Raw genomic sequence first — 26856 nt, forward strand, 5'->3', positions numbered from 1 at the left:
CCCGCTGACGGTGCTGCCATCGAAAAGCCCGGCAGCAGACCGGGCAACGTCGCCCGGCTGCCGGGCTCCGCAGATGCGGTTAGGGAGGAAATGCATGACAGATCGCCAGCCAGTGGAGGGCCTGACGTCTATTCCGGCGCTGATGGCGCGGAATGCGCAAAAATTCGCGTCACGCGCGGCATTCCGTGAGAAGGAATTCGGCATCTGGCAAAGCTGGACATGGGCCGAAGCCCATGCGGAAACCCGGGCTTTGGCTATGGGTTTTCTGGCTTTGGGGCTGAACAAAGGGGATTTCGTCGCTATCGTCGGTCGGAACCGCCCGTCGCTTTACTGGTCGATGGTGGCCGCGCAGATGTGTGGTGCGATTCCTGTGCCGTTGTATCAGGATGCGGTGGCCGAAGAGATGGCTTATGTGCTGGACCATTGCGGTGCCCGATTTGTCATCTGTGACGACCAAGAGCAGGTCGATAAGGTCATCGACGTTCAAGAGAAAGTCCACCACATCGATCAAGTGGTCTATGTCGACAAACGTGGCCTGCGGAAATATGACCACAGCCGCATGAATGCCTTGTCAGATGTCGAGGCCGAGGGACGCGCCGCGCATCACCGCTTTGAGGCCGAGTTGCAGGTGCGCATTGATGCGCTGGGTTATGACGATCCCTGCGTGATGCTCTACACTTCGGGCACCACCGGAAAGCCCAAGGGCGTGGTTCTGTCGAACCGCAACATCATTGAGACCAGCCGGAATTCTTGTGAATTCGATAAGCTTGGTCCGAATGAGGAGATTCTTGCCTATTTGCCAATGGCTTGGGTGGGAGACTTCATCTTTTCGGTGGGTCAGGCGATGTGGGCCGGGTTCTGTGTGAACTGCCCGGAAAACGCGGCCACAATGATGACCGACCTGCGCGAAATTGGACCCACCTATTTCTTTGCGCCGCCGCGGGTGTTCGAAGGCCAATTGACCAGCGTCATGATCCGCATGGAAGATGCGGGGGCCTTCAAGAAGAAGCTGTTCGACAGCTTCATGGCCCATGCCCGCAAGGTTGGCCCCGCCATTCTGGATGGAAAGCCCGTATCTGGTATGGACCGGTTCAAGTATTTCCTTGGTGATCTGTTCATCTATGGGCCTCTGAAAAACACCTTGGGCTTCAGCCGTATTCGTGTGGGTTACACGGCGGGGGAGGCCATCGGGCCGGAAATCTTTGATTTCTATCGCTCTTTGGGGATCAACCTGAAGCAACTTTACGGCCAGACCGAGGCTTCGGTTTTTATCACCCAGCAACCGGATGGCGAGGTGCGGTCGGACACTGTCGGTGTTCCGTCACCGGGGGTTGAAGTGCGGATCGCCGATAATGGCGAGGTGTTCTATCGCAGCCCCGGGACCTTTGTGGAATATTACAAGAACCCCGAAAGCACGGCATCGACCAAGGATGCCGAGGGCTGGGTTGCCACTGGAGATGCGGGCTTTTTCGAAGAGGCAACGGGCCATCTGCGGATCATCGACCGGGCGAAGGACGTGGGCAAGATGGCTGATGGCAGCCTGTTCGCGCCGAAATATGTGGAAAACAAGCTGAAGTTCTATCCGAACATCCTTGAAGCCGTGGTCTTTGGGGCGGGGCGCGACAAATGCACGGCCTTTATCAACATCGACCTGACGGCGGTGGGGAACTGGGCAGAGCGCAACAACATTGCCTATTCCAGCTATCAGGAACTGGCAGGGCACCCCAAGGTTCTGGACATGATCAAGGGCCATGTCGAAGAGGTGAACCGATCGGTTGCCGCAGACCCGATGCTGGCCGGGTGTCAGGTGCATCGCTTCCTTGTCCTGCACAAAGAACTGGATGCCGATGACGGCGAACTGACGCGGACCCGCAAGGTGCGCCGCAACATCATTTCAGAGAAATACGCCGATCTCATCGGGGCGCTGTACGACGGGTCGAAGACGATCTCGACCGAAACCGAAGTGACTTATGAGGACGGCCGCAAGGGCCATATTCGCGCGACGCTGACTTTGGCGGATGCGGCTGTGGCGAAGGCTGAGGCCGGGAGGGCCGCCGCATGAACGCGCAAGCGCCAGAGACGGGCTATATGACAGCAGATGGTCGCCAGATCGGCGGCGTGTTGATGGAGATGAAGAATATCACGCTGCGCTTTGGCGGGGTGAAGGCGATCACGGACATCAGCTTTGACATTCGCGAAGGCGAGATCCGGTCCATCATCGGCCCGAACGGGGCTGGCAAATCGTCGATGCTGAACGTGATTTCTGGCTTTTACATCCCGCAAGAGGGGGAAGTCTGGTATCGCGGTGCACCGCGCCCGCAGATGAAGCCCTATCAGGTCGCCCGCATGGGAATTGCCCGGACGTTCCAGAACATCGCGCTGTTTGATGGGATGAGCGTTCTGGACAACATCATGACGGGCCGTTTGACCAAGATGGAAACCGGCCTGTTCAGCCAGGCACTGTGGTGGGGCCGGGCGCAACGCGAGGAAACCGAGCACCGCGAGAAGGTCGAAAAGATCATCGACTTTCTGGAAATTCAGGCCATCCGCAAAACCCCAGTAGGGCGTCTTCCCTATGGTCTGAAAAAGCGGGTGGAACTGGCGCGGGCTTTGGCGGCTGAACCGAAGATCCTGCTGCTGGACGAACCCATGGCGGGCATGAACGTCGAGGAAAAAGAGGACATGTGCCGCTTTGTCCTTGATGTGAATGATGAATTCGGGACGACAACGGTGCTGATCGAACACGATATGGGCGTGGTCATGGATCTGTCCGACCGCGTGGTCGTGATGGATTACGGCAAGAAGATCGGCGACGGCACGCCGGATGAAGTTCGCAACAATCAAGACGTCATCGACGCCTATCTGGGGGTCAGCCATGACTGAGTTGAACTTGACTGACGTGGCATTGACCAAGGGGGGCGCCAATCATGCCTGATACATTGTGGTTCGCGCTTGAAGTGACGCTGAATGGCCTGATGGCCGGGGTCATGTATTCGCTGGTGGCGCTGGGCTTTGTGTTGATCTTCAAAGCCTCGGGCATCTTCAACTATGCCCAAGGCGTGCTGGCCTTGTTCGCGGCCCTGACATTGGTCGGGATCATGGACGGGCAGGTGCCCTTCGCGCACCTGATCAATGCGGTTTTCGGCACGTCGGTCCATCACTTCGGGTTCCAGGTTCCCGGCTTGATCGCCATCATCCTGACCGCAGGGGTGATGACGCTGCTTGCAATCATCGTTGAGCGGCTGATCCTGAAGCATCTGGTCAACCAAGAACCGATCATCCTGTTCATGGCGACCATCGGCCTTGCCTATTTCCTGGAAGGCTTTGGCGATGTGATGTGGGGCGCTGACATCAAGAAACTGGATGTCGGGTTGCCACAGGGCATTAACGAAACCATCGAAAGCACAACCTACAACCTATTCGGTTATGGCCTGTTTATCGACACGCTAGATATTGTCGCGGCCTTCGTTGCTGCGGCACTGGTCATCTCGTTGACGCTGTTCAGCCAATATTCCAAACAGGGTCGGGCGCTGCGCGCTGTGGCAGACGATCACCAGGCCGCCTTGTCGGTGGGTATTTCGCTGCGGTTTATCTGGATTTTGGTCTGGTCGATTGCCGGAATCGTGGCCCTAGTAGCAGGGATCATGTGGGGCTCGAAATCGGGCGTGCAGTTCTCGCTGTCGCTGATCGCGCTGAAGGCGCTGCCGGTGCTTATGTTGGGCGGGTTCACTTCAATTCCCGGCGCCATCGTGGGTGGGTTGATCATCGGCATGGGCGAAAAGCTGTTCGAGTTCTTCATCGGCCCGATGGTCGGCGGCGCGACCGAGAACTGGTTTGCCTATGTGCTTGCACTCGTTTTCCTCGTCTTCCGGCCACAAGGCCTGTTTGGCGAAAAAATCATCGAAAGGGTCTGATCCATGCTTTACCGTGAAGCCGGTGATTTCAAGACAAGTTACGCGTCGGACAGCCAGACCTTTCCGATCAAATTCGACCGCATCCGTTACTGGGCCGTCATGGCGATTGCCTTTGGCGTGGTGCCGTTTTTCATCAACGATTACTGGGCAAACGCCGTCTTTGTGCCCTTCCTGATCTACGCAATCGCGGCCATCGGACTGAACATCCTGACAGGATATTGCGGGCAGGTCAGCCTTGGGACGGGTGGGTTCATGGCAGTGGGGGCCTATGCCTGCTACAAGCTGATGACCGCTTTTCCCGAGGTGTCGATCTTCTTCCATGTGCTTCTGGCGGGGGGGGTGACGGCGATCGTCGGTGTGCTGTTCGGGCTGCCGTCGCTGCGGATCAAGGGCTTCTACCTTGCTGTGGCGACTCTTGCCGCGCAGTTCTTCCTTGTCTGGCTCTTCAACAAGGTGCCGTGGTTCTATAACTATTCGGCCTCTGGTCAGATCACCGCACCGGAACGTACCATTTTCGGGATTGCCGTGACCGGTGCCTCAACACCTGCCTGGGCCAAGTATTTGTTCTGTCTGGTGATCCTGACGGGGCTGGCCTGGATGGCGCGCAACCTGACGCGTGGCTCCATTGGTCGCCAGTGGATGGCCATTCGGGACATGGACATCGCCGCCGAGATCATCGGGGTGAATCCGCTGACGACAAAACTTAGCGCCTTTGCGGTGTCGTCGTTCTTTGTCGGCGTCGCTGGTGCCTTGTTCTTCAGCGTTTACCTAGGCGCGGTGGAAGTTGGCGAAGCCTTCGGCATCCAGAAGTCATTCCTTGTCCTCTTCATGATCATCATCGGTGGTCTGGGATCGATCTTCGGCAGCTTTGCCGGGGCCGCATTCCTTGTGCTGCTGCCGGTGCTTTTGAAGAACATCCTCGTTGGCAGCCTTGGCTGGCCGACCGACCTTGCTGCCCATATCGAACTGATGATCGTGGGTGGCTTGATCATCATCTTCCTGATCGCTGAACCGCACGGTTTGAACCAGCTGTGGCGGGTGGCGAAAGAGAAGCTGAGACTTTGGCCTTTCCCGCACTGATGCGGGCGGGCTGGACCAAGAAGAACGACTGAAACCGGCATTTCATCAAAACCTATGGGAGGAACCCTGATGAAAAAGACCCTGACCGCCCTTGTTGCAGCCGCGATCGCCGCGACCGCCGCACCGGCAATGGCAGATCTGATGATCCCAAGCCTTTCCTATCGCACTGGCCCCTATGCTCCGGGCGGCATTCCCTATGCTGACGGGTTCGCCGACTACTTTACGCTTCTGAATGAGCGCGACGGCGGGATCGGTGGCGAAAAGGTCGTCGTGACCGAATGCGAAACCGCCTATAACACCGAAAAGGGCGTGGAATGCTATGAGGCCACCAAAGGCGCAGGTGCCTTGGTGTATAACCCGCTGTCGACCGGGATCACCTATCAGCTGATCCCAAAGGTTTCAGCCGACGGCATCCCGCTTTACACGCCCGGCTATGGCCGGACTTCGGCAGCCAATGGCAAGGTCTTTGAATGGGTGTTCAACTACCCGGCCAACTATTGGGACGCAGCCAGCGTGGCGGTGAAGTACCTGTTGGATCAGAATGGCGGCAGCCTTGAGGGCAAGAAGATCGCGCTGGTCTATCACAACTCTGCCTATGGCAAGGAACCGATCCGGACTCTGACCGAACTGTCGAAGAAGCACGGCTATACGCTGGTTGAAGTGCCGGTTGACCATCCCGGCCAGGAGCAGAAGTCGCAGTGGCTGCAAATCCGCCGTGACAAGCCGGACTATGTGCTGATGTGGGGCTGGGGCGTGATGAATGCCGTGGCGATTCAGGAGGCTGTCAACATCAACTATCCGATGGAAAACTTCATCGGTGTCTGGTGGTCCGGCTCGGAAAACGATGTGCTTCCGGCGGGCGATGGCGCCAATGGCTACAAGAGCCTTGCCATGCACGGCACGGGCAGCGAATACCCTGTCTATGCCGAACTGAAGCAATATGTGCATGACGCAGGCAAGGCTGCGGGCGCGGGCGATCAGGTGGGCAGCGTGCTTTACTCTCGCGGAATGTATGCGGCCATGGTGATTTCCGAAGCGATCCGCAAGGCGCAGGAAATCCACGGCACGGCGGCGGTCAATGCGGGCCAGGTGCGCGACGGGTTCGAGCAGCTTGAAGTGACCGAAGCGCGCATGGTCGAACTTGGCCTGCCAAACTTTGGCCAGCCCTTTGCAGCCAGCTGTCAAGATCACGGTGGCCCCGGTGCCGCGATGATCCAACAGTGGGATGCCGCTGCCAAGAAGTGGAGCCTCGTAACCGGCTTCATCGCGCCTGACGACGAGGTCCTGACACCACTGGTGATGGAAGACTCGGCTGCCTTCGCAGCTGAGAACAAGATCACCGAGCGCTGCAACTAAGACCTGAACGGGTGCTCCGGCTGTGCCGGGGCACCCACCCCTTCAAATTCATTCCGGGACGAAGATCATGCTGGACGCGACCAAAACGGAACAGGCTCTGCTTGAGGTCAACAATATCGAGGTGATCTACAACCACGTGATCCTCGTGCTGAAAGGTGTCAGCCTGTCGGTACCAAAGGGCGGCATCACCGCGCTCTTGGGCGGCAACGGGGCCGGAAAGACCACCACCCTGAAGGCGATTTCCAACCTGCTGAAATCTGAACGGGGGGAAGTTACCAAGGGATCCATCCAGTACCGCAGCGAGCGCGTGCAGGATTTGTCGCCTGCCGATCTGGTCCGCAAGGGCGTGATTCAGGTCATGGAAGGGCGGCATTGTTTTGAACACCTGACCGTCGAGGACAACCTCTTGACCGGGGCCTATACCCGAAAGAGCAGCAGCGCTGAAATCGCGCGCGACCTTGAGATGGTCTATAACTACTTCCCGCGGCTGAAAGAGCGCCGCAAATCGCAGGCGGGCTATACGTCGGGTGGCGAGCAGCAGATGGTTGCCATCGGCCGCGCCCTGATGAGCCGGCCTGAAACGATCTTGCTGGATGAACCAAGCATGGGTCTGGCCCCGCAGCTGGTGGAGCAGATCTTTGAGATCGTGAAGGCTGTGAACGAAGGCGAAGGCGTGACGTTCTTGCTGGCCGAGCAAAACACCAACGTCGCTCTGCGCTACGCCCATTACGGCTACATTCTGGAAGGCGGCCGCGTCGTGATGGACGGACCGGCCAATGAATTGCGGGAAAATCCAGACGTGAAGGAATTCTACCTTGGTATGTCGGACGAAGGCCGTAACAGCTTTCGGGACGTTCGTAGCTACCGCCGCCGCAAGCGTTGGTTGTCGTGATGGCAGATGGGGCAAAGGTGAATGCCATGACGCATTTCGATGATTTGGAAACCCGTAGTTCTGATGCACGCGAAGCGGCGCAATTGGCTGCTTTGAATGCGATCCGCAAGATGCAGGGAACAGAGCAACTGTCCGATCTATCGGCACTTGCCACGCTGCCTGTGTTGCGAAAGGCCGAGCTTTCAGCGAGGCAGAAAGCGAACCCGCCGTTTGGCGATCTCAAAGTGGGGCAGATCGTTCACTATTTTCAATCCCCGGGGCCAATCTATGAACCGGGCGGCGTATCGCATGATTGGTGGCGAATGGGCCGCTTTTTGCACGCACTCGGTGTCGGCAAGGGCGATATCGTCCAGAACTGCTTTGGCTACCATTTGACGCCCGCGGGAATGATCTTTGAAAACGGGGCAAGGGCGGTCGGAGCTTCGATCTTGCCTGCCGGAACGGGACAGACGGAGTTGCAGGTGCGGGCCGCGGCCGATATTGGCACGACCGCCTATGCCGGAACACCCGACTATCTGAAGGTAATCCTGGAAAAAGCGGATGAGATGGGAGAACGATTGAAGATCACCCGTGCCGCTGTTTCCGGCGGGGCTTTGTTCCCAAGCTTGCGTCAATGGTATTCGGACCGTGGGATAGCGTGCCTGCAATGCTATGCGACTGCGGACTTGGGCAATATTGCCTACGAATCCCTCGCGATGGAAGGGATGATCCTTGATGAAGGTGTGATCGTTGAAATCGTTCGCCCCGGTTCAGATCGCCCGGTTCCGGATGGTGAAGTGGGTGAAGTCGTTGTGACAAGCTTGAACCCGGATTACCCGTTGATCCGTTTTGCCACGGGCGATCTTTCTGCAATCATGCCCGGTGCCAGCCCCTGTGGAAGGACAAACCGGCGGATCAAGGGCTGGATGGGCCGCGCCGATCAGACGACGAAGATCAAGGGCATGTTCGTGCGCCCTGAACAAGTCGAGCAACTTGTTGCGCGCCATGATGAAATTGCCCGTGCGCGGGTGGTTGCCAGCCGCGAAGGCGAGATGGATGTCATGACTGTCCAGATCGAGACCCGCGCAACCAATCCAGCGCTTTACGAAGCAAGCATTGTGGCCACGCTGAAAATGCGCGGCCATGTGGAACTGATGCCTCCCGGCGCCTTGCCCAATGATGGCAAGGTGATTGAGGACCGCCGCACCTACGACTGAAATGTTGAAATCCGCCGTCCCCGGCCTTGTCTCCGGGTGACGGCGAATTAGGGGCTTGTAGGTCAGCAGTTTTGACCTATTATGCGCCTCGGAGGAGTAAGGGTCGTGAGACCCTGACGGAGGAACAGATGACCGAGACAATCGTGATCGTCGGGGCCGCGCGTACCCCAATGGGTGGGTTTCAGGGTGGCCTTTCCGGCCAAACTGCAGGCCAATTGGGCGCTGTGGCTATTCGGGCTGCTTTGGAACGTGCCGGGGTGCCCGGGGCAGATGTCGATGAAGTGTTGATGGGCTGCGTGCTGCCTGCCGGGCAGGGGCAGGCGCCGGCACGGCAAGCAACATTGGGGGCTGGTTTGCCTGTGTCGGTTCCTGCCTCGACTGTGAACAAGATGTGCGGTTCGGGCATGAAAACGGTGATGATGGCGCATGACGCTATATTGGCCGGGCAGGCTCGGGTCATGGTTGCGGGCGGCATGGAAAGCATGTCGAACGCGCCTTATCTGTTGGACCGCGCCCGTGGTGGCTATCGGATGGGGCATGGCCGGGTCATCGACCATATGTTCCTTGACGGTCTGGAAGATGCGTATGATCGCGGCCGACTGATGGGGACGTTCGCCGAAGATTGTGCCGAGGCCTACCAGTTGACTCGGGATGCACAGGATGAATATGCCTTGCGGTCACTGGCCCGCGCGCAAGCCGCCATTGAGCAGGGGCGCTTTACTGGGGAAGTCGTGCCGGTTATGACAAAAGGCAAGGGCGGGGCGGTGACGTTTGCCGTGGATGAACAACCCGGCAACGCCCGACCTGACAAGATCCCACATCTGAAGCCCGCCTTCCGCGAGGGCGGCACGGTAACGGCAGCCAATTCGTCGTCAATTTCCGATGGCGCTGCGGCACTTGTCCTTATGACGGCGTCAGAGGCCGAGGTGCAGGGTTTGACCCCAATGGCCAAGATCGTCGGCCATGCAGGTTATGCCAATGAACCGCGTCTTTTCCCCACAGCGCCGATTGGCGCAATGCAGCGCCTTTTCGACAAGACGGGATGGGCAGCCAAGGATGTCGATCTCTTTGAAATCAATGAAGCCTTTGCCGTAGTCGCTATGGCGGCGATGCGAGATCTCGATCTGTCTGCGGACCGGGTGAACGTCAATGGTGGGGCCTGTGCGCTTGGCCATCCGATCGGGGCATCGGGCGCGCGTATTCTGGTGACCTTGCTTGCGGCCTTGAAGGCGCAAGGGTCGCGTCGCGGCGTGGCAAGCCTGTGCATCGGCGGCGGTGAAGGCACCGCTGTCGCCGTGGAATTGATGGGGTAACACGATGGATTTCCAACTGTCCGAAGAACGTAGCGCCATCCGCGAAATGGCCCAAGGCTTTGCCGCCGATGCGATTGCTCCGAATGCCTTGGATTGGGACCGCGACCGCCACTTCCCAGTGGATGTGATCCGTCAGGCCTGTGAACTTGGCCTTGGCGGGATCATGGTGTCCGAGGCGCATGGCGGCTCCGGCCTTGGCCGGATGGACGCAGTCTTGGTTTACGAGGCGTTGGCAACCGGTTGCCCGGCGATTTCGGCCTATCTTTCGATTCACAATATGGTCGCCCAGATGATCGACCGTCACGGGTCGGAAGAGATGAAGGCGCAATACCTGCCGCGTCTTTGCCGAGGAGAAATTCTGGCCAGCTACTGTCTGACCGAACCGGGATCAGGCTCTGATGCGGCAGCCTTGGCCACGCGGGCTGAGCGTGACAATGAAGGCTTCCGGCTGACGGGGCAGAAGATGTTCATTTCGGGGGCCGGAGAAACAGACCTTTACGTTGTGATGGCTCGTAGCGGCGGGCCGGGGCCAAAGGGCGTGTCGGCCTTTCTTCTGGAAAAGGGCGCCGGGGGCCTTAGCTTTGGTGCCAATGAAAAGAAGATGGGTTGGAACGCGCAACCCACGCGCACGGTGGCGATGGACAATGTGAAAGTTCCCGCCTCGGCGCTTTTAGGTGAGGAAGGCGCTGGTTTTCGCTATGCAATGGAAGCTCTGGATGGCGGTCGGACGTCAATCGCGGCATGTTCCTTGGGTGGCGCCCAGGCTGCTTTTGACAAGGCGCGCAGCTATATGGACGAGCGTAAAGCGTTTGGTCACAAGCTGAATGAATTCCAGGCTTTGCAATTCGCCTTGGCCGAAATGGCAACGGAGATTGAGGTCAGCCGGACCTTCTTGTGGCGCGCCGCTTCGGCACTGGACGCAAAATCGCCAGAGTCCACGCGGCTTTGTGCAATGGCAAAAAAGCATGTGACGGATGCCGGTTTTGAGGTCGCAAATCGGGCGCTGCAGTTGCATGGCGGCTACGGCTATCTGGCAGATTACGGTGTTGAAAAAATCGTTCGCGATTTGCGTGTGCATCAAATCCTGGAAGGCACGAACGAAATCATGCGTCTGATTATCGCTCGTTCTGTGATAGCAGAGGGATAGGCCGATGTCGGATGTGCTTGTCGAGCGGATCGGGTCGTTGGTGCGGTTGCGCCTTAACCGCCCCGAGGCAATCAATGCCCTGACGCATGGCATGGTTCATGAGTTGAATGCAGCCTTGGACCAATATCAGGACGATCCTCAGGTTGCGGCGTTTCTTTTGACCGGGGAAGGCGAGCGCGGGCTTTGCGCGGGCGGAGATATTCGCAGCCTTTATGAAGCCCCGCGAGAGGATAACGGAGCGTCGATGGCGTTTTGGCGCGATGAATATCGGCTTGATGCCCGTATCGCGCGGCTGGCAAAGCCCTTCGTTTCGCTTATGGACGGTCTGGTGATGGGCGGTGGAATCGGAATATCGGCCCATGCGGCATTCCGGATCGTGACCGAGCGATCCAAGATTGCCATGCCCGAATGCGGGATCGGCTTTGTCCCTGATGTCGGGGCAACGTGGCTGTTGCCACGAGCGCCCGGAGAGTTGGGAACGTGGATGGGCCTGACAGGGCGGATTCTGGGGGCGGCAGATGCCATTCTTGTAGGCTTTGCTGACTGTTACATGCCAGCTGCCAAGCGCGAAGAACTGGTTGCGGCACTGGCCGCTGTGCCTGCGGCTGCGGGGCATGATGGCGTTTCAGCTTGCCTTGATGGTCTTTGCGAGGGCGCCGGCATTGCTTCCCTTACGGAACATAAGGGGCTGATTGACCGCACCTTTGCCGGAGATCGTGTGGAAGCTATCATGGCCGCGCTGGAGGAAGAAACCAGCGACTTTGCGATAAAGACCGTGGCCGATATTCGCGCCAAATCTCCGACTTCGCTGAAGCTTGCGCTGCGTCTTGTCCGACTTGGGGCCAAGGTGGCCACCTTGGAAGAGGCGCTTGATCTGGAATACGCCGCGTGCCGCACTCTCGTCGTTGGTCCTGATTTCTACGAAGGCATTCGGGCCGCGATCATAGACAAAGACCGAAATCCCAAATGGAATCCGCCAACTTTGGCCGATGTGTCAGAGGTTTGGGTTGAAAATGCACTGAATGTGACGTCGGACCGGGTATTCCCCGCGACCGCCTGAAGGAGAGACTGAGATGAGCATGACAGTTGGTTTCATCGGACTTGGCAATATGGGTGGGCCGATGGCGCTGAATTTGGTGAAGGCCGGGTTCAGGGTTCAGGGCTTTGACATGGTTCCTGCCGCGAAAGAGGCTGCTCAAGGCGGGGGCGTGACACTTGCTGCGACAGGACGTGAGGCCGTTGCCGGGGCAGATGTCGTAATCACGATGCTGCCTTCGGGGCCGATCATGCTTTCGGTCTGGCAAGATATCGTCCCGGCAGTGGGCAAGGGGGCGCTGATCATTGATTGTTCTACCGTCGATATCGACAATTGCCGTAAGGCGCATGAGCTTGCTGCCTCGGCTGGCCTTGTGTCACTGGATGCGCCGGTTTCAGGTGGCGTCGGCGGGGCAGTTGCCGCAACACTGACATTCATGGCTGGAGGTTCGACTGAGGCTTTCGAGCGCGCCAAACCCCTGCTTTCCGCCATGGGCAAGAACCTGACGCATTGTGGCGATGCGGGCGCGGGGCAAGCAGCCAAGATCTGCAACAACATGATCCTTGGTATTTCGATGATAGCGGTTTCCGAAGCTTTCGGTCTTGCAGATAAGTTGGGCCTGTCGCGGCAGGCTTTGTTTGATGTGGCGTCGAAGTCATCGGGGCAGTGTTGGTCTTTGACTACCTATTGTCCGGTGCCGGGGCCAGTGCCAACCTCGCCCGCGAACAACGGCTACAAGCCCGGCTTTGCGGCAGCTTTGATGCTCAAGGATCTGCGGCTAAGCCAAGCTGCCTCAGAAGGGGCAGGGGCGCAGACCCCACTTGGGGCGGCAGCCACGGCACTTTATGAAGCGATGGATCAGGCTGGCGAAGGTGGACGCGATTTCTCGGCCATCTTCGAACGGTTGGCAGGGGGGCAGGCATGAGCTTTGAAACCCTGCTGACCGAACGCCATGGTCGCGTTCTGCTGATCCGTATCAATCGCCCAGAGGCGTTGAATTCACTGAATCCGACCGTAAAAGACGAGCTTTTGGCGGTAACGTCAGAAGCGGAGGCCGACCCCGAGATCGGTTGCATCGTTCTTACTGGATCGGAAAAGGCCTTTGCCGCCGGGGCCGACATCAAGACCATGAAAGACCTGAGTTTTCAGGACGTCGCTGCAGCCGACATGTTTGCCGATTGGAACGGCCTGACCGGCCACCGCAAACCGATTATCGCTGCCGTTGCAGGGTATGCTCTTGGTGGTGGCTGCGAACTGGCGATGATGTGCGATTTCATCCTCGCTGCCGATACGGCCAAATTTGGCCAACCAGAAATCAAGCTCGGCACCATTCCCGGCATGGGAGGCTCTCAGCGTCTGACGCGATTTGTTGGCAAATCAAAGGCGATGGAGATGGTTCTGACGGGAAGAATGATGGATGCGGCCGAGGCAGAACGCAGCGGGCTGGTCAGTCGTGTGGTGCCTGCCGCCGATCTGGTGGATGAGGCGCTGAAGGTCGGGGCCATGATTGCCAGCATGTCAGACCCCGTGGTGGCCATGGCAAAGGAAGTCGTGAACCGGGCCTACGAGACGACTTTGGCCGAGGGCCTGCTGACCGAGCGCCGCGTCTTCCATTCGACCTTTGCCTTTGATGACCGGGCCGAGGGCATGGCGGCTTTTGCAGAAAAGCGCAAACCTAACTTCAAGCACAGGTGATCCGATGCAGATCAAAGACTCTGTCTTTATCGTCACTGGCGGGGCTTCTGGTCTGGGGGCAGCGACTGCTGAAGGGCTGATCGCAGCGGGTGCCAAGGTGATCTTGGCCGATATGAATGTTGATGCCGGCGTGGCGATGGCGGACAAGCTGGGGGTAAATGCGCGCTTCCACCGGACGGACGTAGCCAGTGCCGGCGACGGTCAATTAGCGGTCGAAGCGGCGCTTGAAACGTTTGGCGGTTTGAACGGTCTGGTTAATTGCGCTGGCATCGCGCCAGGAGAGAAGACTGTTGGAAAAGATGGCCCACATCGGCTGGAAAGCTTTTCCAAGGCAGTGACGGTCAATTTGGTGGGCAGCTTCAATATGGCCCGGCTTGCCGCTGACGCGATGGCAAAGAATACGCCTAATGCCGGGAGCGAACGCGGGGTGATCATCAACACCGCTTCGATCGCGGCCTATGATGGGCAAATCGGTCAAGTCGCATATGCTGCAAGCAAGGGCGGTGTTGTTGGTATGACACTTCCGATGGCGCGTGATCTGTCGAGGCTTGGCATTCGCGTCATGACCATTGCGCCCGGTATCTTTCTGACTCCGATGTTGATGGGGTTGCCGCAAGAAGTGCAAGACAGCCTTGGGGCGGCCGTTCCCTTTCCTACGCGTCTTGGTCAGCCCGCTGAATATGCGGCTCTGGTCCGTCACATCATTGAAAACGCCATGCTGAACGGCGAGGTCATCCGCTTGGATGGCGCACTCCGCATGGCCCCGAAATAAGCCCGGAGGGTTCCCATGTTCCACGCAACGATGAAATTTGATCTGGGCGAAGATGTTGGCGCCTTGCGCGACATGGTCCATGCCTGGGCGCAAGAGCGCGTAAAGCCAATTGCGGCGGCGGTTGACCAGTCGAACGACTTCCCTGCCGAACTTTGGGAAGAAATGGGCAGTCTTGGGCTTTTGGGTATTACGGTTGCCGAAGAATACGGTGGGGCAGGAATGGGATATCTGGCCCACACCGTTGCCACCGAAGAACTTGCACGGGCTTCGGCCAGCATTTCGCTGTCTTACGGCGCGCATTCAAACCTTTGCGTCAACCAGATCAAGCTCAACGGTACCGAAGATCAGAAACGTAAGTATCTGCCGGGCCTGATCTCGGGCAAACATGTGGGCGCCTTGGCGATGTCCGAGCCGGGCGCCGGTTCTGATGTGGTTTCGATGAAACTTAGGGCCGAAAAGCGCAACGGATACTATGTGTTGAAGGGCAACAAGTACTGGATCACGAATGGCCCCGACGCTGATACCTTGGTGGTCTATGCCAAGACAGATCCCGAGGCCGGCAGCAAAGGTATCACTGCCTTTATCGTTGAAAAAACGATGAAGGGTTTCTCGACCAGCCCGCATTTCGACAAGCTGGGGATGCGCGGGTCGAACACCGCAGAACTGATCTTTGACGACGTCGAAGTGCCCTTTGAGAATGTTTTGGGAACTGAAGGCAAGGGTGTGCGCGTGCTGATGTCTGGGCTTGATTTCGAACGCGTGGTTCTGTCGGGCATCGGGCTGGGCATCATGGCCGCCTGTCTGGATGAAGTCATGCCTTATGTCGCAACCCGCGAGCAGTTCGGCCAGCCGATTGGAAACTTCCAACTGATGCAGGGCAAAATTGCCGATATGTATGTCGCGCTGAACACGGCGCGGGCCTATGTCTATGAGGTCGCGAAAGCCTGTGATCGTGGCGGGGTCAAGAGGCAGGATGCGGCGGGGGCTGTGCTGTATGCCAGTGAGCAGGCGATGGTTCAGGCACATCAGGCTGTGCAGGCTCTGGGCGGTGCTGGTTTCTTGAATGACTCGGTTGTCAGCCGCTTGTTCCGTGACGCCAAGCTGATGGAAATTGGCGCAGGGACCAGCGAGATCCGGCGTATGTTGATCGGGCGTGAATTGATGGGGGCGATGTGATGGTCCGGCCTTTGGGTTGTGCTGTGATCATTGCCAGCACCTGCTTTGCTGGGGCGGCACTTGCGCAGCCCGCTTTTGACATCCAACCAACATTGGACTGCATCGGGGAGGCCGGAGAAGACAACAATTTGAGGCTCTCCTGTGTTGGAACAGCGGCGGATGCGTGCATGGCGGATGACAGTTCGACCGTGGGGATGACCTATTGTCTTGAGCAAGAATTCATCTGGTGGGATCGCGAACTGAACGTGGCCTATCAGGCAAGCAAAGAGATGGCGGCAGAGTCCGACGCAGCACTGTCGCCACCGCTGAATGTCCAAGGGGCGACTTTGTTGGAGATGCAACGTGCGTGGATCCCGTTTCGCGATGCACGCTGCCGGTTCGAGGCCGTACTTTGGCAAGGTGGAACTGGGGCAGGGGCTGCGCAATACGCTTGCCTTATGATTGAAACCGCGCGGCAGACGATGGTGTTGGGGTACTGATGTTAATTCCTGGCGCATCTTACGATGAACTGTACAGGTCTTTTGCGTGGGCTTTTCCAAAACGACTGAACATGGCTGCGCAGGTCTTGGATGACTGGGCAGAGAGTGAGCCTGATCGTTTGGCGATCATCGACATGACCTCGGGGCGCCGAGAGATCAGCTATGGGGCTCTTTTCTTTCTGTCGCTTAGAGTTGGGGCCGCACTGACGGCCGCAGGCGTGACAGCCGGAGACCGCGTAGGCGTGCTTCTTAGCCAGTCCGCGCTGACGGCCGCTGCCCATGCCGCGATCTGGCGGATAGGGGCGATCTCGGTACCTTTGTTCAAACTGTTCCGGCACGATGCCTTAGAAAGCCGCGTGCGCGATGCTGGCCTTTCAGTCGCGGTGAGCGATGAGGAGGGCGCGGCCATGCTTGCCGCTCTTTCGGTGCGCAGCATTCTTGAGGCCGATCTTCCAGAACATCCGGTGCCTGTCCCGCCTGTGGCGACCGGCCCCGAAACACCAGCCTGCCTGATCTATACCAGCGGCACGACTGGCAAACCGAAAGGAGCCTTGCACGGCCACCGGATGCTGACAGGCCATCTTCCCGGTGTCGAGCTAAGCCATGACCTGTTGGGTCAGCCGGGGGACGTGATCTGGACTCCGGCAGATTGGGCTTGGATCGGAGGCCTGTTCGATGTGTTGATGCCGGGCCTTGCCCTTGGTGTACCAGTTGTCGCTGCCCGTTTCCCAAAGTTCACCGCCGAGGATGCACAACGGATTTGCAAAGAAGCGGGCGTGCGCAACGTCTTTTTTCCGCCTACCGCGCTGCGGATGCTGAAGGCATCTGATGCGGCGATACCCAATCTGCGAAGTGTCGCTTCCGGTGGTGAGCCGTTGGGGGCAGAGATGCTCGATTGGGGGCGTCGGGCTTTTTGTACAACAATCAACGAATTCTATGGTCAGACCGAATGCAACATGGTTGCTTCCTCTGCATCTACCCTCTTCCAGCCGCGCCCCGGCTGCATTGGGAAAGCCGCGCCGGGATTCCGTATTGGCGTTATTGATGAAAGCGGGAATGAGGTCGCAGATGGTGACGAAGGCGATATTGCCATCCACCGCGGAGCGGGCTCCATGATGCTGGAATACTGGCAGCGCCCTGATGCTACGGCCGAGAAATTTCGGGGCAACTGGATGGTGACGGGTGATCGGGGGCGCTGGGACAAAGGCTATTTGCGGTTCGTCGGACGTGAAGACGATGTCATAACCTCGGCGGGATATCGTATCGGGCCCGGAGAAATCGAAGACTGCTTGATGACCCATCCCGCTGTGGCGACCGTCGGCGTGGTCGGAAAGCCTGATCCGCTGCGGACCGAGATTGTCAAAGCATATGTCGTTCTAAAAACTGGCGCCAAGGCAAGTGCGGATGACCTTAAGGAATACGTTAAGGGTCGTCTTTCAAGCTACTCTTATCCGAGAGAAATATCGTTTCTTGAGGCATTGCCGATGACCGTGACCGGTAAGGTGATCCGCAAAGACCTGAAGGCCATCGCAAGTGCAGAGACACAAGCGGAAATCGGAGAGCAAAGATGAAACTGACATCTCAGCACCTTGCTGGCAGCGAAGCGTCGAAGCGCAATCGTGCGGCCCATTTAGAGATGTTGGCCGTTGCGCGGCGCGCTGCGGAAGAAGCGGCGGCAGGCGGCGGTTTGTCCGCTCGGGAACGCCACGCTTCTCGGGGAAAAATGTTGCCGCGAGACCGCGTGTCGAACCTTCTTGATCCCGGTTCGCCGTTCTTGGAAATAGGAGCGACCGCCGCGCACGGCCTTTATGACGGCGCGGCCCCCTGTGCCGGCGTGATCGCGGGAATTGGTCTCGTTCATGGGCAAGAGGTGATGGTGGTTGCCAATGATGCAACAGTCAAAGGTGGCACCTACTACCCGATGACGGTGAAAAAGCATTTGCGGGCACAGGAAATTGCCGAGCAGTGCCAATTGCCTTGCGTCTATCTGGTCGACAGTGGCGGAGCGAACCTTCCCAATCAGGATGAGGTCTTCCCCGACCGAGATCACTTTGGTCGGATTTTCTTCAATCAGGCCAATATGAGCGCAAAGGGCATTCCCCAAATTGCTGTGGTGATGGGGTCTTGCACGGCAGGGGGGGCCTATGTGCCTGCGATGTCGGATGTGTCGATCATCGTGCGGGATCAAGGCACCATCTTCCTGGCCGGGCCGCCATTGGTGCGCGCGGCAACGGGGGAGGTGGTGTCGGCTGAAGATTTGGGCGGTGGCGATGTTCACACGCGCCTGTCGGGCGTTGCCGATTACTTGGCCGAAGACGATGCACATGCCCTTGCGCTTGCACGGCGCGCGGTTGCAAACCTGAACCGAACCAAGCCGACAACGGTGCAATGGCAAAGTCCCGAGGCCCCGGTCTATGACCCGGACGAATTGCTGGACGTTGTGCCTGCCGATTTGCGCACGCCTTACGATATTCGCGAGGTGATCGCTCGGGTCGTCGATGGTTCGCGCTTCGACGAGTTTAAGGCCCGGTTTGGTGAAACGCTGGTCACGGGTTTTGCCCATGTGATGGGCTGTCCTGTTGGGATCATCGCCAACAACGGCGTGTTGTTCAGCGAAAGTGCCCAGAAGGGCGCCCATTTCGTCGAGCTATGCTCGCAGCGCGGAATTCCGCTGATCTTTTTACAGAACATCACGGGCTTCATGGTCGGAAGGAAATACGAAAACGAAGGTATCGCCAGACACGGTGCCAAGATGGTGACTGCTGTTGCAACAACGAACGTGCCAAAAATCACCATGTTGGTGGGCGGATCGTTTGGAGCCGGTAACTACGGTATGGCGGGGCGCGCTTATTCTCCACGCTTCCTATGGACTTGGCCGAACTCGCGGATTTCGGTGATGGGCGGGGAACAGGCTGCTGGTGTACTAGCGACCGTTCGGCGTGAAGGAATTGAACGCAAAGGTGGGACTTGGACGCCTGAAGAAGAGGTCGAATTCAAGCGCCCGACGATCGAGATGTTCGAAACACAAAGCCACCCTCTCTATGCGAGCGCGCGGCTTTGGGATGATGGCATCATAGATCCGCGTCGTAGCCGTGAGGTGCTGGCACTGTCGCTACGGGCAAGCCTGAACGCCCCGATTGAGCCAACGCGCTTTGGCCTGTTCCGGATGTGATGATGCAGATCACCCCGCAGCAGGCAACCCGACTGATGCAGCGCTTCGGAATTCGGTTCTTTCCGCCGGTCCGGGAGACGGTGACGATTGCTGAGCCAGCTTGCTTGATCGAAGCGCAGACGCAGCATTTGCCCACGAGGATCATGCCTTTGGGGGCCTATAGCTATTGCCAAAGTGCGGTGACGGGAATTGCGAGGATTGGCAGATATTGCTCCATCGGGCGCTATCTGAAAGTGATCACGCATTCTCATCCAAGCGACTGGGTCAGTTCAAGCCCTGTGTTCTATAACCGTCAGCGCTTTCGCTATTGGACGCAGCAGGAGTTGCCGCCCGAAGCGCCGGGATTTCGTGAAGTATTCCCACCCGTTACAATCGAAAACGATGTGTGGATTGGCGACGACGTCACGATCAAGGGTGGCTGCACCATTGGGACTGGCGCGATCCTCGGTGCCGGTGCGCTGGTCTTGGCCGATGTAGAACCCTATTCGATCGTTGGTGGCGTTCCTGCACGCCCCCTCCGTTCTCGATTTGACAGTGAGATTTGTGAGGCTCTGCTCGCCTCTCAATGGTGGAACTATGCGGCGGCTGATCTGGCCGATCTGCAGGTAAATGACCCAGAGGCCTTTCTTAGGGCTTTCTCCAAGCGGCAAAACAGTCTTGAGCCATTGGCTGAGGCGCGGCAGCCGTTTTCATTCTATCTTGAAGAAGCGATGGACCGCGATGTTTGACAAGATCCTGATTGCCAACCGGGGCGAAATTGCCTGCCGTGTCATCGAAACAGCCCGTCGGTTGGGTGTTTCGACTGTGGCGGTTTACTCTGACGCTGATGCTCGGGCGCGCCATGTGGCCATTGCGGATGAGGCTGTGCATATCGGCGGACCTGCGCCCAAAGACAGCTATTTGCGCTGCGATGCGATTATCGCGGCGGCAAAGGCAACCGGGGCAAAGGCCATTCATCCGGGTTATGGCTTCCTTTCTGAAAACCCGGAATTTGTCGATGCGGTTGAGGCGACAGGTCTGGTGTTTATCGGGCCATCTGCCAAGGCCATTCGGGCTATGGGCCTGAAGGATGCGGCGAAGGCCTTGATGGAAAAGGCGGGCGTCCCCGTGGTACCGGGATATCATGGTGACAACCAAGACCCCGAGCATCTGGCGGGTGCTGCCGACGCGATTGGCTATCCCGTCTTAATCAAGGCTGTCGCTGGCGGAGGCGGAAAGGGGATGCGGCGTGTTGACCGCCCGGCAGACTTTGCCGCCGCACTGAAATCGGCGCGGGGCGAGGCTGCCACAGCATTTGGCAATGACGCGGTTCTGATCGAGAAATATGTCCTGTCGCCACGCCATATCGAGGTGCAGGTCTTTGGCGACGGGTCTGACGCAGTCCATCTTTTTGAACGCGATTGTTCTCTGCAACGGCGGCATCAGAAGGTGATTGAAGAGGCCCCGGCGCCGGGTATGACGGAACCGATGCGCCGCGCGATGGGGGGGGCAGCCGTTCGAGCCGCAAAGGCCATTGGCTATTCTGGCGCAGGCACGATCGAATTTATCGTCGACGGCTCTGAAGGTCTGCGCGAGGATCGGTTTTGGTTCATGGAAATGAACACCCGCCTGCAAGTCGAACACCCTGTGACCGAGGCGATTACAGGACTTGATCTTGTGGAATGGCAATTGCGGGTGGCCAGTGGCGAACCGTTGCCGAAGCGGCAAGAAGAGTTGGCAATCAACGGTCACGCTTTTGAGGCAAGGCTTTATGCTGAAGACGTACCCGCCGGATTCTTGCCCGCGACCGGAACATTGGCGCATCTGGCTTTTCCGGCTGGCTGTCGAGCTGATACCGGGGTTCGAACGGGAGATGTGATTTCGCCCTGGTATGATCCGATGATTGCCAAAGTCATCACGCATGGTCCTACCCGCGACATTGCTTTGGCTAAGCTAGCGCGTGCCTTGGATGACTGTCAGGTGGCAGGGACGGTAACCAATCTTGCTTTTCTCGGCGCTCTGGCGCGCCATCCCGGATTTGCCGCTGGGAAAGTTGATACCGGGTTGATTGATCGCGATCTTGCCACCTTGACCACACCACCAGAGCGGTCAGACTTGGACAAGGCAATGGTTGCGACGGCAGCTTTGGCCTTGGCCAATTTGCCAGAAAGTCCCTTGGCTGGGTTCTCGCTATGGCAACCACTGTCACATCGTCTGGCCATGGACTGTGGCGATACCAGCTTTGACACTTTGATTGAGCTTTCGTCAGCAGCTGAAGTTGCGGTCCGTTTTGACGGACAGTCGGTTTCTGCCTCTCGTCTTTCAAATGGATGGTCCATCGACGGACGGGCGCCATTGCCAGTGGTTCATGCAGATGGGGTCCACGTCTTTGGTCCTGGGCGTGCGCTTTCTGCGAAGGTCGTTGACGAACTCGCACGGTCCAACTCGGGCGGCGCGGGAAGCGACGTGACGCTGGCGCCAATGCCTGGTCTGGTCAAAGCAGTCATGGTCGATGTCGGCCAATCTGTTGGCGCCGGTGATCCGCTGTGCATTTTGGAAGCTATGAAGATGGAGCATACGCTGCGTGCCGCCCGAGACGGGGTGGTGGCCGAAGTGCTGGTTTCCGAAGGAAGCCAGATTGAAGCGGGTGCCGCTTTGGTTCGGCTGGAGGCCAAGGAATGATCCGCATTCACCATGTGGCTCAAGCGCGCAGCTTTCGCGTGATCTGGTTTTGCGAAGAGGCTGGATTGCCTTATGAAGTGGTTCAGCACAGCTTTTTCGACAAATCTCTGCGCAGCCCAGAATTCTTGGCTTTGTCGCCCGCTGGGCGCGTTCCAGCGGTCGAGATCGATGGGCAGGTGATGTTTGAAAGCGGTGCAATCTTGGAATACTTGGCCGAAACCCGGGCACCGGCCTTGGCGAGAGCGCCCGGTCAGGCCGACAGAATAACCTATTTGGAATGGTTGCATTTTGCTGAAACCATCGCGGTTTCTTTGGCCATCCTGACCCAGCATCACATTGTGCTGCGCGAGGCTCATATGCGTAGCCCAACCGTGATGAAGCTAGAGGCGAAGCGATTGGAGAAATCGCTGATCGCTGCGGCTCGGGCGCGCAAGGGGGAAGGCGTCTGTGGGCAGTTTTCGGCAGCCGATGTTGCATTGGGATATGGTGCCTTAATCGGGAAAAAGTTCTTGCGGTTTGAAGAACCGGCGCTGCTGGACTGGGTAGCCGCGATGGAAGCGCGTCCAGCATATCGAGCAGCATTGGCCAAGGATGGAGAGGTCCAGATCTATACCGAGGAATTCTACGAGGCACCGAATGTCTGAGCGCGTTGAGATCTACGAGGTCGGACCGCGTGATGGTCTTCAAAATGAAAAGCGACTGATCTCGGTCGACGACAAGCTGCGTCTGATTAAGATGCTTGCTGACTGTGGATTTCAAAGGATTGAGGCGACGAGTTTTGTCAGCCCGAAATGGGTGCCGCAAATGGCGGATGCTGCCGAAGTGATGGCGGGGGTGCCACGGCGGGCTGGATTACGCTATGCGGTCTTGACGCCGAACTTGAACGGATACGAGGCAGCCAAGGCCGCAGGAGCCGATGAAGTAGCGATCTTCGCTGCCGCAAGCGAAGGGTTTTCCAAAGCCAATCTGAACGCGACAATCTCTGAAAGCCTTGATAGGTTTCGTCCTGTGGCCGAAGCGGCTAAATACGATGGCATCCCTCTTCGGGGCTACGTTTCTGTTGTTACCGACTGTCCTTTTGACGGCGAAGTTCAACCACAATCCGTTGCGCGCGTGGCGTCGGATTTATTGGCTATGGGATGCCACGAGATCAGCTTGGGTGAAACCTTGGGACGTGGGTGCCCTGACCGCGTGGCTGCAATGCTGCGCGCAGTGATGGAGGTTGTCCCGGCCGAACGTTTGGCAGGGCATTTCCATGATACCGGTGGTTTGGCGTTGCAGAATATTGACGTGGCGCTGGATGCGGGTTTGCGTGTTTTTGATGCGGCTGTTGGCGGCTTGGGTGGCTGCCCTTATGCCCCTGGGGCTGCGGGCAACGTCGCGACCGAAGCGGTCGCCGTGCATTTGGCGAAGTGCGGGTTTGAAACAGGGCTTGATGCTGAGAAACTGACCAAGGCCGGGATATTTGCGCGGGGATTGCGGCAATGACGATGGGCTACGAAACGTTGGATGTCGCGGTTGATGACAGGGGCATCGTTCAGCTGCGGCTGAACCGCCCTGACAAACGTAATTCCCTTTCTGCACAGATGATCAACGACCTGACGGATTTCGCGGTCAAGGCCACACCACGCCGAGATTGGAGGGCAATCGTCCTTTCCGGTGTTGGCGACGTTTTCTGTGCCGGCGGCGATTTGGGGTGGATGCAGGCACAGATCGCGGCGGACAGAGCTACGCGAATGGCTGAGGCCAAGAAGTTGGCAATGATGTTGAAGGCGCTGAACGAACTGCCGCAACCGTTGATCGGAAAAGTTCACGGTGGGGCATATGGCGGTGGTGTCGGTATGTGTGCGGTCTGTGATGTCGTTGTTTCCGCCGAGGATGTTAAGTTTGGCCTGACAGAAACACGTCTGGGCCTGATCCCGGCAACGATTGGTCCTTATGTCATCGCTCGCATGGGGGAAGGTCTGGCGCGACGTGTTTTTATGTCAGCACGCCTGTTTACTGCGTTGGAGGCGCGGGATCTGGGGCTCGTTGCCAAGGTCGTTCCCACTGCCGATCTCGATACAGCAGCAGAAGCCGAGGCGTTCCCCTATCTCTCGACCGCGCCGGGGGCCGTTGCTGCCGCCAAATCTTTGGCGCGAAAGTTGGGACAGGGTGCGACTGATACGATGATTGATGCCAGCATCGAAGCTCTTGCCGACACTTGGGAAACAGATGAAGCCCGAGAAGGCATTGCAGCCTTCTTTGAAAAGCGCACTGCGCCATGGGTGCGGAAATAGGGTTTAGGGCCGTTTTTCGAATAGGTGTGAAACGATTGGTGCTAATAGGATCACAAGAATGATCCGAAGCAGGTGGTGACTGACCACATAGGCAAGGTCAGCCCCGGCGATGATGGCAATAACCACCATTTCAGCCTGCCCGCCAGGCAAGAACGCTAGGAAGGCGTCCAACGCCGGCGCCACGCCCGTCAGGTGGATTAATTCAAAGAAACCCAATGAAATCAGCGCTAAAAGGGCGGCATACAGAACTCCGGCGCCAACATCTATGCGCAGTTCACGCCAAGTGATGCCGCTGTATTTCACCCCGACCGCGATCCCGATAAAGAATTGAGCGGCCCAAATGATTTCTGCCGGTGGGCGGGTGGTGATGATGCCTGTCAATGAAAGGGCCGCAGTCAAAATCATTGGCCCCAGAATAGAGGCGCCAAACAGGCCTACCTTTTCGGCGATCTTCCAACCACCAAGTCCAGCGATAACCATCAGGGCGATCTGCACCGGATCCATTTCTGTGGCTGGACGACCCGGAGCTTGCGTCAAGTCTACGCCCCAATAGGCGACCATGACCAAAGGGGCCACTGTGACGATCACCAAGATGCGTGTGGCGTGGATAAGGGACAAGGCGCGAGGGTCGCCGCCAGCCTCTTCTCCGAAAACCAGCATATCCTGAAGGCCACCGGGCATTGCGGCGTACCAAGCAGTGGCATGGTTAAAGCCAAAGCCAAACCGAAAGAGCGGATATCCGATTGCTCCGATAAGAGCGATGAAGATCGGCACAAAGAACAGCGATGCCGCGAAATCCGGAATCTGGTTTAGGGTTTCCATCGTTATCGACGACCCAACGGCGACGCCAAGAAACGTCCGCATGAAGGTGCCCAAGACTCCGGCATCCTGCATCCTTGCCCCGAAGAGAGCGGCAAGCAGACAAGCCACCATTGGCCCCAGAAGAAGGGGGAGAGGCAAACCCATGAGAACGAACGCAACCGCCCCTATTCCTGCGACGGAAAAGGTGGTCAGACGCCGGGCCGTCAAAAATTTCACAGATCAACCTCGGCAAGAAGATGCGCCCATTGTGCGCCGTGCATATCCCTATCTGCTGCCGAACCTTGAACAACCGGGCGAGGGATCGAGAATTTGATGACGTTAAGGTCTGCGATGTCGAAGCGTTTCACCAATTGCAACTCGGTTGCGTAGAGCCGGGCAACCGTTTCGGTCGATAAGCGCGTCACAACTGCACCAAACGCTTCGGGACTTCCACAGAAAATGTCTATCGTTACCCAGAATGGCCCTGCATTCTTGGACCGCACTTTCAGCACCGTGTCAGAAAGTTTCATGGCGTCACCTCGCTGACCTCTAGCCGGAAGGCTTGCATGGGGTCGTCCAGTTCCAAGACATGGTTCAGGGCGAATTCATATAGGGCACCACGATCGGTGGTCGCTGGCGAATAGGGGAAGGCAAAAGTGGGCAGTTCTTCGTCCTCGGTCAGTGGGTAGTGGAGGACGAAAGGATTGATCAACTTGCCGATTTCCGACGCTGTTGCCTGAGATTGCGCTGTAACGATCCCCAATACGCCGATTTCAACGGGATTGCCGGTGCGATTTTCCAGGCTCCCCAAGGCGCCGTCTGCCCCGATTAAACGGAATTCAAGGCTGTAATCCTCGGGGACAAGCCCCATCCGTCGTTGAATTTCGCCGTCAAGAAACTGGGTCAGTTTCGCGACCCAGTCACGAGCATGTGCAACGTAATGCGCGTCACGCAGGATGGCCATGATCGTGGTTTGATAGCCAGCGATACGGGCGCCTTCCAATTTCACCGTGTAGCGGCCCGGAATCCATTTGGACCCTTCGACGCGGACGCGGCGTTGATCCAGCGCATGATACTTTGCCTCTTTGACATCCAGATATCCGCCCGGTTCGTAAAGCTGGAATGGATCAGAGTTTTCGTAAAGCATATGCGCCGAAACCGAATGCGGCGTGCAAAGTGCAGTTTCATGCATTGCTTCGACAGTGAACCCGGCTTCATCGAAATCGATCATGATGACGCCCGAAGTCGGGTTGGTCGAACACAGGGCGCCACATTCCGCAATTTTTGCGCCATGCCACGCGCCACCAGAATGATCTCCCCGGGCGAGGGGCAGGGCGGCTATGGTGGCTGTATCCGTGGTACGACCGGCAATCACGATATCTGCGCCCGTGGCCAAGGCAGCTTGAATCTGTTCTGCGCCAGCAAGGGCGACAATGTTGCTCATCGCTTTGATGTTTTCCGCAGAAACCGCCGGGGCAGGTGTCAAAGCCGAGACTTTGCCGTCTTCATAAGCTTTGGCTATTCGCTGTTGCGGTTGGCTGGAATAGAGGCGGGCGATGCGCAGGGATTGGCCCAATTCTTGGGCAAGCTCGGTCGTGATCTGGTACATCCAGTCGACTGTCGCATCTGCTCCGCAGGTGCCCGCTGTGCCGATGATCAATGGAACCCCTGCTTCGGCGCGAGCCAGCATCAGATCGCGCCATTCAGACTTGGTTGCGGCGCGGGAGTATTTCGATTGACCGGCCCCAAGAGAGAAGGGGCCGGAATCTGTAGATCCGCCGTCTATCGCAATGATATCGGGCTTTAACGCCACCCCGCGGGCCAATGCCTTGCGGTCGAAGCCAAGGCCAAGAACACCCGAAGGCACCAGAACGCGGGTTGGCATTA

At 58.0% G+C, this 26856-nt stretch carries 25 protein-coding genes; 22 read left to right on the forward strand and 3 right to left on the reverse strand.

Annotation, left to right across the window (positions count from 1 at the left end; all coding sequences use genetic code 11):
* Positions 1-94 precede the first annotated feature (94 nt).
* The 22 genes from ACSBLW_RS01950 to ACSBLW_RS02055 all read left to right on the forward strand — a co-directional run bounded on the left by ACSBLW_RS01950 (position 95) and on the right by ACSBLW_RS02055 (position 24168).
* The gene (locus ACSBLW_RS01950) at positions 95-2062 is read left to right on the forward strand and encodes a long-chain fatty acid--CoA ligase (RefSeq protein WP_435258567.1); all 1968 of its coding nucleotides are present in this window, start codon (positions 95-97) and stop codon (positions 2060-2062) included.
* Positions 2059-2883, forward strand: a complete 825-nt coding sequence (locus ACSBLW_RS01955; protein ID WP_435258568.1) for an ABC transporter ATP-binding protein — start codon at positions 2059-2061, stop codon at positions 2881-2883. The genes ACSBLW_RS01950 and ACSBLW_RS01955 overlap by 4 nt, the downstream gene beginning before the upstream one ends.
* A 44-nt stretch (positions 2884-2927) precedes the next feature.
* On the forward strand, positions 2928-3914 hold the full coding sequence (locus ACSBLW_RS01960) for a branched-chain amino acid ABC transporter permease (RefSeq protein WP_435258569.1): 987 nt from the start codon (positions 2928-2930) through the stop codon (positions 3912-3914).
* Between the two features lie 3 nt (positions 3915-3917).
* Positions 3918-4994: a branched-chain amino acid ABC transporter permease gene (locus tag ACSBLW_RS01965; RefSeq protein ID WP_435258570.1), complete on the forward strand. Its 1077-nt coding sequence runs from the start codon at positions 3918-3920 to the stop codon at positions 4992-4994.
* Between the two features lie 69 nt (positions 4995-5063).
* Positions 5064-6350, forward strand: a complete 1287-nt coding sequence (locus ACSBLW_RS01970) for an ABC transporter substrate-binding protein (RefSeq protein ID WP_435258571.1) — start codon at positions 5064-5066, stop codon at positions 6348-6350.
* A gap of 67 nt (positions 6351-6417) precedes the next feature.
* The gene (locus tag ACSBLW_RS01975; protein ID WP_435258572.1) at positions 6418-7242 is read left to right on the forward strand and encodes an ABC transporter ATP-binding protein; all 825 of its coding nucleotides are present in this window, start codon (positions 6418-6420) and stop codon (positions 7240-7242) included.
* Positions 7243-7268: 26 nt separating this feature from the next.
* Positions 7269-8438 (forward strand): phenylacetate--CoA ligase family protein, encoded by a 1170-nt coding sequence (locus tag ACSBLW_RS01980; protein WP_435258573.1) that lies wholly within the window; start codon positions 7269-7271, stop codon positions 8436-8438.
* A 128-nt stretch (positions 8439-8566) separates the two neighbouring features.
* On the forward strand, positions 8567-9751 hold the full coding sequence (locus ACSBLW_RS01985; RefSeq protein WP_435258574.1) for an acetyl-CoA C-acyltransferase: 1185 nt from the start codon (positions 8567-8569) through the stop codon (positions 9749-9751).
* Between the two features lie 4 nt (positions 9752-9755).
* A complete protein-coding gene (locus ACSBLW_RS01990) occupies positions 9756-10898 on the forward strand; it encodes an acyl-CoA dehydrogenase family protein (RefSeq protein WP_435258575.1) in 1143 nt (380 codons plus the stop codon).
* A gap of 4 nt (positions 10899-10902) precedes the next feature.
* Positions 10903-11958: an enoyl-CoA hydratase/isomerase family protein gene (locus ACSBLW_RS01995; protein WP_435258576.1), complete on the forward strand. Its 1056-nt coding sequence runs from the start codon at positions 10903-10905 to the stop codon at positions 11956-11958.
* A 19-nt stretch (positions 11959-11977) separates the two neighbouring features.
* The gene (gene mmsB / locus ACSBLW_RS02000) at positions 11978-12859 is read left to right on the forward strand and encodes a 3-hydroxyisobutyrate dehydrogenase (protein ID WP_435260014.1); all 882 of its coding nucleotides are present in this window, start codon (positions 11978-11980) and stop codon (positions 12857-12859) included.
* Positions 12856-13629: an enoyl-CoA hydratase gene (locus tag ACSBLW_RS02005; RefSeq protein ID WP_435258577.1), complete on the forward strand. Its 774-nt coding sequence runs from the start codon at positions 12856-12858 to the stop codon at positions 13627-13629. The genes mmsB and ACSBLW_RS02005 overlap by 4 nt, the downstream gene beginning before the upstream one ends.
* 4 nt (positions 13630-13633) lie before the next feature.
* Positions 13634-14401, forward strand: a complete 768-nt coding sequence (locus tag ACSBLW_RS02010) for a 3-hydroxyacyl-CoA dehydrogenase (RefSeq protein ID WP_435258578.1) — start codon at positions 13634-13636, stop codon at positions 14399-14401.
* A 15-nt stretch (positions 14402-14416) separates the two neighbouring features.
* Positions 14417-15577 carry an acyl-CoA dehydrogenase family protein gene (locus ACSBLW_RS02015; RefSeq protein WP_435258579.1) on the forward strand — a complete coding sequence of 387 codons (1161 nt, stop codon included), beginning with the start codon at positions 14417-14419 and terminating at the stop codon, positions 15575-15577.
* Positions 15577-16056: a lysozyme inhibitor LprI family protein gene (locus ACSBLW_RS02020; protein WP_435258580.1), complete on the forward strand. Its 480-nt coding sequence runs from the start codon at positions 15577-15579 to the stop codon at positions 16054-16056. The genes ACSBLW_RS02015 and ACSBLW_RS02020 overlap by 1 nt, the downstream gene beginning before the upstream one ends.
* The gene (locus ACSBLW_RS02025; protein WP_435258581.1) at positions 16056-17627 is read left to right on the forward strand and encodes an AMP-binding protein; all 1572 of its coding nucleotides are present in this window, start codon (positions 16056-16058) and stop codon (positions 17625-17627) included. Before ACSBLW_RS02020 ends, ACSBLW_RS02025 begins: the two co-directional genes overlap by 1 nt.
* A complete protein-coding gene (locus ACSBLW_RS02030; RefSeq protein ID WP_435258582.1) occupies positions 17624-19228 on the forward strand; it encodes a carboxyl transferase domain-containing protein in 1605 nt (534 codons plus the stop codon). The genes ACSBLW_RS02025 and ACSBLW_RS02030 overlap by 4 nt, the downstream gene beginning before the upstream one ends.
* A 2-nt stretch (positions 19229-19230) precedes the next feature.
* Entirely contained in the window at positions 19231-19956 is a 726-nt protein-coding gene (locus ACSBLW_RS02035) for a CatB-related O-acetyltransferase (RefSeq protein ID WP_435258583.1), read from the forward strand.
* Positions 19949-21889, forward strand: a complete 1941-nt coding sequence (locus ACSBLW_RS02040) for a biotin carboxylase N-terminal domain-containing protein (RefSeq protein ID WP_435258584.1) — start codon at positions 19949-19951, stop codon at positions 21887-21889. Before ACSBLW_RS02035 ends, ACSBLW_RS02040 begins: the two co-directional genes overlap by 8 nt.
* On the forward strand, positions 21886-22533 hold the full coding sequence (locus tag ACSBLW_RS02045; protein ID WP_435258585.1) for a glutathione S-transferase family protein: 648 nt from the start codon (positions 21886-21888) through the stop codon (positions 22531-22533). Before ACSBLW_RS02040 ends, ACSBLW_RS02045 begins: the two co-directional genes overlap by 4 nt.
* A complete protein-coding gene (locus tag ACSBLW_RS02050; protein WP_435258586.1) occupies positions 22526-23377 on the forward strand; it encodes a hydroxymethylglutaryl-CoA lyase in 852 nt (283 codons plus the stop codon). The genes ACSBLW_RS02045 and ACSBLW_RS02050 overlap by 8 nt, the downstream gene beginning before the upstream one ends.
* 2 nt (positions 23378-23379) lie before the next feature.
* Complete coding sequence (locus tag ACSBLW_RS02055; protein WP_435260015.1) at positions 23380-24168, forward strand: crotonase/enoyl-CoA hydratase family protein; 789 nt, start codon at positions 23380-23382, stop codon at positions 24166-24168.
* A gap of 3 nt (positions 24169-24171) precedes the next feature.
* Here the strand turns inward: ACSBLW_RS02055 and ACSBLW_RS02060 are convergent, their stop codons facing one another.
* The 3 genes from ACSBLW_RS02060 to ACSBLW_RS02070 are packed head-to-tail and all read right to left on the reverse strand — an operon-like array spanning position 24172 to position 26854.
* On the reverse strand, positions 24172-25206 hold the full coding sequence (locus ACSBLW_RS02060) for an AbrB family transcriptional regulator (RefSeq protein WP_435258587.1): 1035 nt from the start codon (positions 25204-25206) through the stop codon (positions 24172-24174).
* Positions 25203-25499, reverse strand: coding sequence for a DUF4387 family protein (locus ACSBLW_RS02065; RefSeq protein WP_435258588.1), 297 nt, complete (start codon positions 25497-25499; stop codon positions 25203-25205). The genes ACSBLW_RS02060 and ACSBLW_RS02065 overlap by 4 nt, the downstream gene beginning before the upstream one ends.
* The gene (locus ACSBLW_RS02070) at positions 25496-26854 is read right to left on the reverse strand and encodes an acyclic terpene utilization AtuA family protein (protein WP_435258589.1); all 1359 of its coding nucleotides are present in this window, start codon (positions 26852-26854) and stop codon (positions 25496-25498) included. Before ACSBLW_RS02070 ends, ACSBLW_RS02065 begins: the two co-directional genes overlap by 4 nt.
* Between the last annotated feature and the right edge of the window lie 2 nt (positions 26855-26856).

The sequence above is a fragment of the Thioclava sp. FR2 genome (genome assembly GCF_051200875.1).
In the GTDB taxonomy this organism is placed as follows: Bacteria; Pseudomonadota; Alphaproteobacteria; order Rhodobacterales; family Rhodobacteraceae; genus Pseudotabrizicola.

Coding starts and splice junctions, on each gene's coding strand:
- ACSBLW_RS02015 (WP_435258579.1), top strand. CDS start 14,417: ATGTTCCACGCAACGATGAAATTTGATCTGGGCGAAGATGTTGGCGCC.
- ACSBLW_RS01970 (WP_435258571.1), top strand. CDS start 5,064: ATGAAAAAGACCCTGACCGCCCTTGTTGCAGCCGCGATCGCCGCGACC.
- ACSBLW_RS02055 (WP_435260015.1), top strand. CDS start 23,380: ATGGGCTACGAAACGTTGGATGTCGCGGTTGATGACAGGGGCATCGTT.
- ACSBLW_RS02005 (WP_435258577.1), top strand. CDS start 12,856: ATGAGCTTTGAAACCCTGCTGACCGAACGCCATGGTCGCGTTCTGCTG.
- ACSBLW_RS02035 (WP_435258583.1), top strand. CDS start 19,231: ATGCAGATCACCCCGCAGCAGGCAACCCGACTGATGCAGCGCTTCGGA.
- ACSBLW_RS01965 (WP_435258570.1), top strand. CDS start 3,918: ATGCTTTACCGTGAAGCCGGTGATTTCAAGACAAGTTACGCGTCGGAC.
- ACSBLW_RS01960 (WP_435258569.1), top strand. CDS start 2,928: ATGCCTGATACATTGTGGTTCGCGCTTGAAGTGACGCTGAATGGCCTG.
- ACSBLW_RS01950 (WP_435258567.1), top strand. CDS start 95: ATGACAGATCGCCAGCCAGTGGAGGGCCTGACGTCTATTCCGGCGCTG.
- mmsB (WP_435260014.1), top strand. CDS start 11,978: ATGACAGTTGGTTTCATCGGACTTGGCAATATGGGTGGGCCGATGGCG.
- ACSBLW_RS01980 (WP_435258573.1), top strand. CDS start 7,269: ATGACGCATTTCGATGATTTGGAAACCCGTAGTTCTGATGCACGCGAA.
- ACSBLW_RS01955 (WP_435258568.1), top strand. CDS start 2,059: ATGAACGCGCAAGCGCCAGAGACGGGCTATATGACAGCAGATGGTCGC.
- ACSBLW_RS02025 (WP_435258581.1), top strand. CDS start 16,056: ATGTTAATTCCTGGCGCATCTTACGATGAACTGTACAGGTCTTTTGCG.
- ACSBLW_RS02030 (WP_435258582.1), top strand. CDS start 17,624: ATGAAACTGACATCTCAGCACCTTGCTGGCAGCGAAGCGTCGAAGCGC.
- ACSBLW_RS02050 (WP_435258586.1), top strand. CDS start 22,526: ATGTCTGAGCGCGTTGAGATCTACGAGGTCGGACCGCGTGATGGTCTT.
- ACSBLW_RS01985 (WP_435258574.1), top strand. CDS start 8,567: ATGACCGAGACAATCGTGATCGTCGGGGCCGCGCGTACCCCAATGGGT.
- ACSBLW_RS01975 (WP_435258572.1), top strand. CDS start 6,418: ATGCTGGACGCGACCAAAACGGAACAGGCTCTGCTTGAGGTCAACAAT.
- ACSBLW_RS02065 (WP_435258588.1), bottom strand. CDS start 25,499: ATGAAACTTTCTGACACGGTGCTGAAAGTGCGGTCCAAGAATGCAGGG.
- ACSBLW_RS01990 (WP_435258575.1), top strand. CDS start 9,756: ATGGATTTCCAACTGTCCGAAGAACGTAGCGCCATCCGCGAAATGGCC.
- ACSBLW_RS02010 (WP_435258578.1), top strand. CDS start 13,634: ATGCAGATCAAAGACTCTGTCTTTATCGTCACTGGCGGGGCTTCTGGT.
- ACSBLW_RS01995 (WP_435258576.1), top strand. CDS start 10,903: ATGTCGGATGTGCTTGTCGAGCGGATCGGGTCGTTGGTGCGGTTGCGC.
- ACSBLW_RS02045 (WP_435258585.1), top strand. CDS start 21,886: ATGATCCGCATTCACCATGTGGCTCAAGCGCGCAGCTTTCGCGTGATC.
- ACSBLW_RS02070 (WP_435258589.1), bottom strand. CDS start 26,854: ATGCCAACCCGCGTTCTGGTGCCTTCGGGTGTTCTTGGCCTTGGCTTC.
- ACSBLW_RS02020 (WP_435258580.1), top strand. CDS start 15,577: ATGGTCCGGCCTTTGGGTTGTGCTGTGATCATTGCCAGCACCTGCTTT.
- ACSBLW_RS02040 (WP_435258584.1), top strand. CDS start 19,949: ATGTTTGACAAGATCCTGATTGCCAACCGGGGCGAAATTGCCTGCCGT.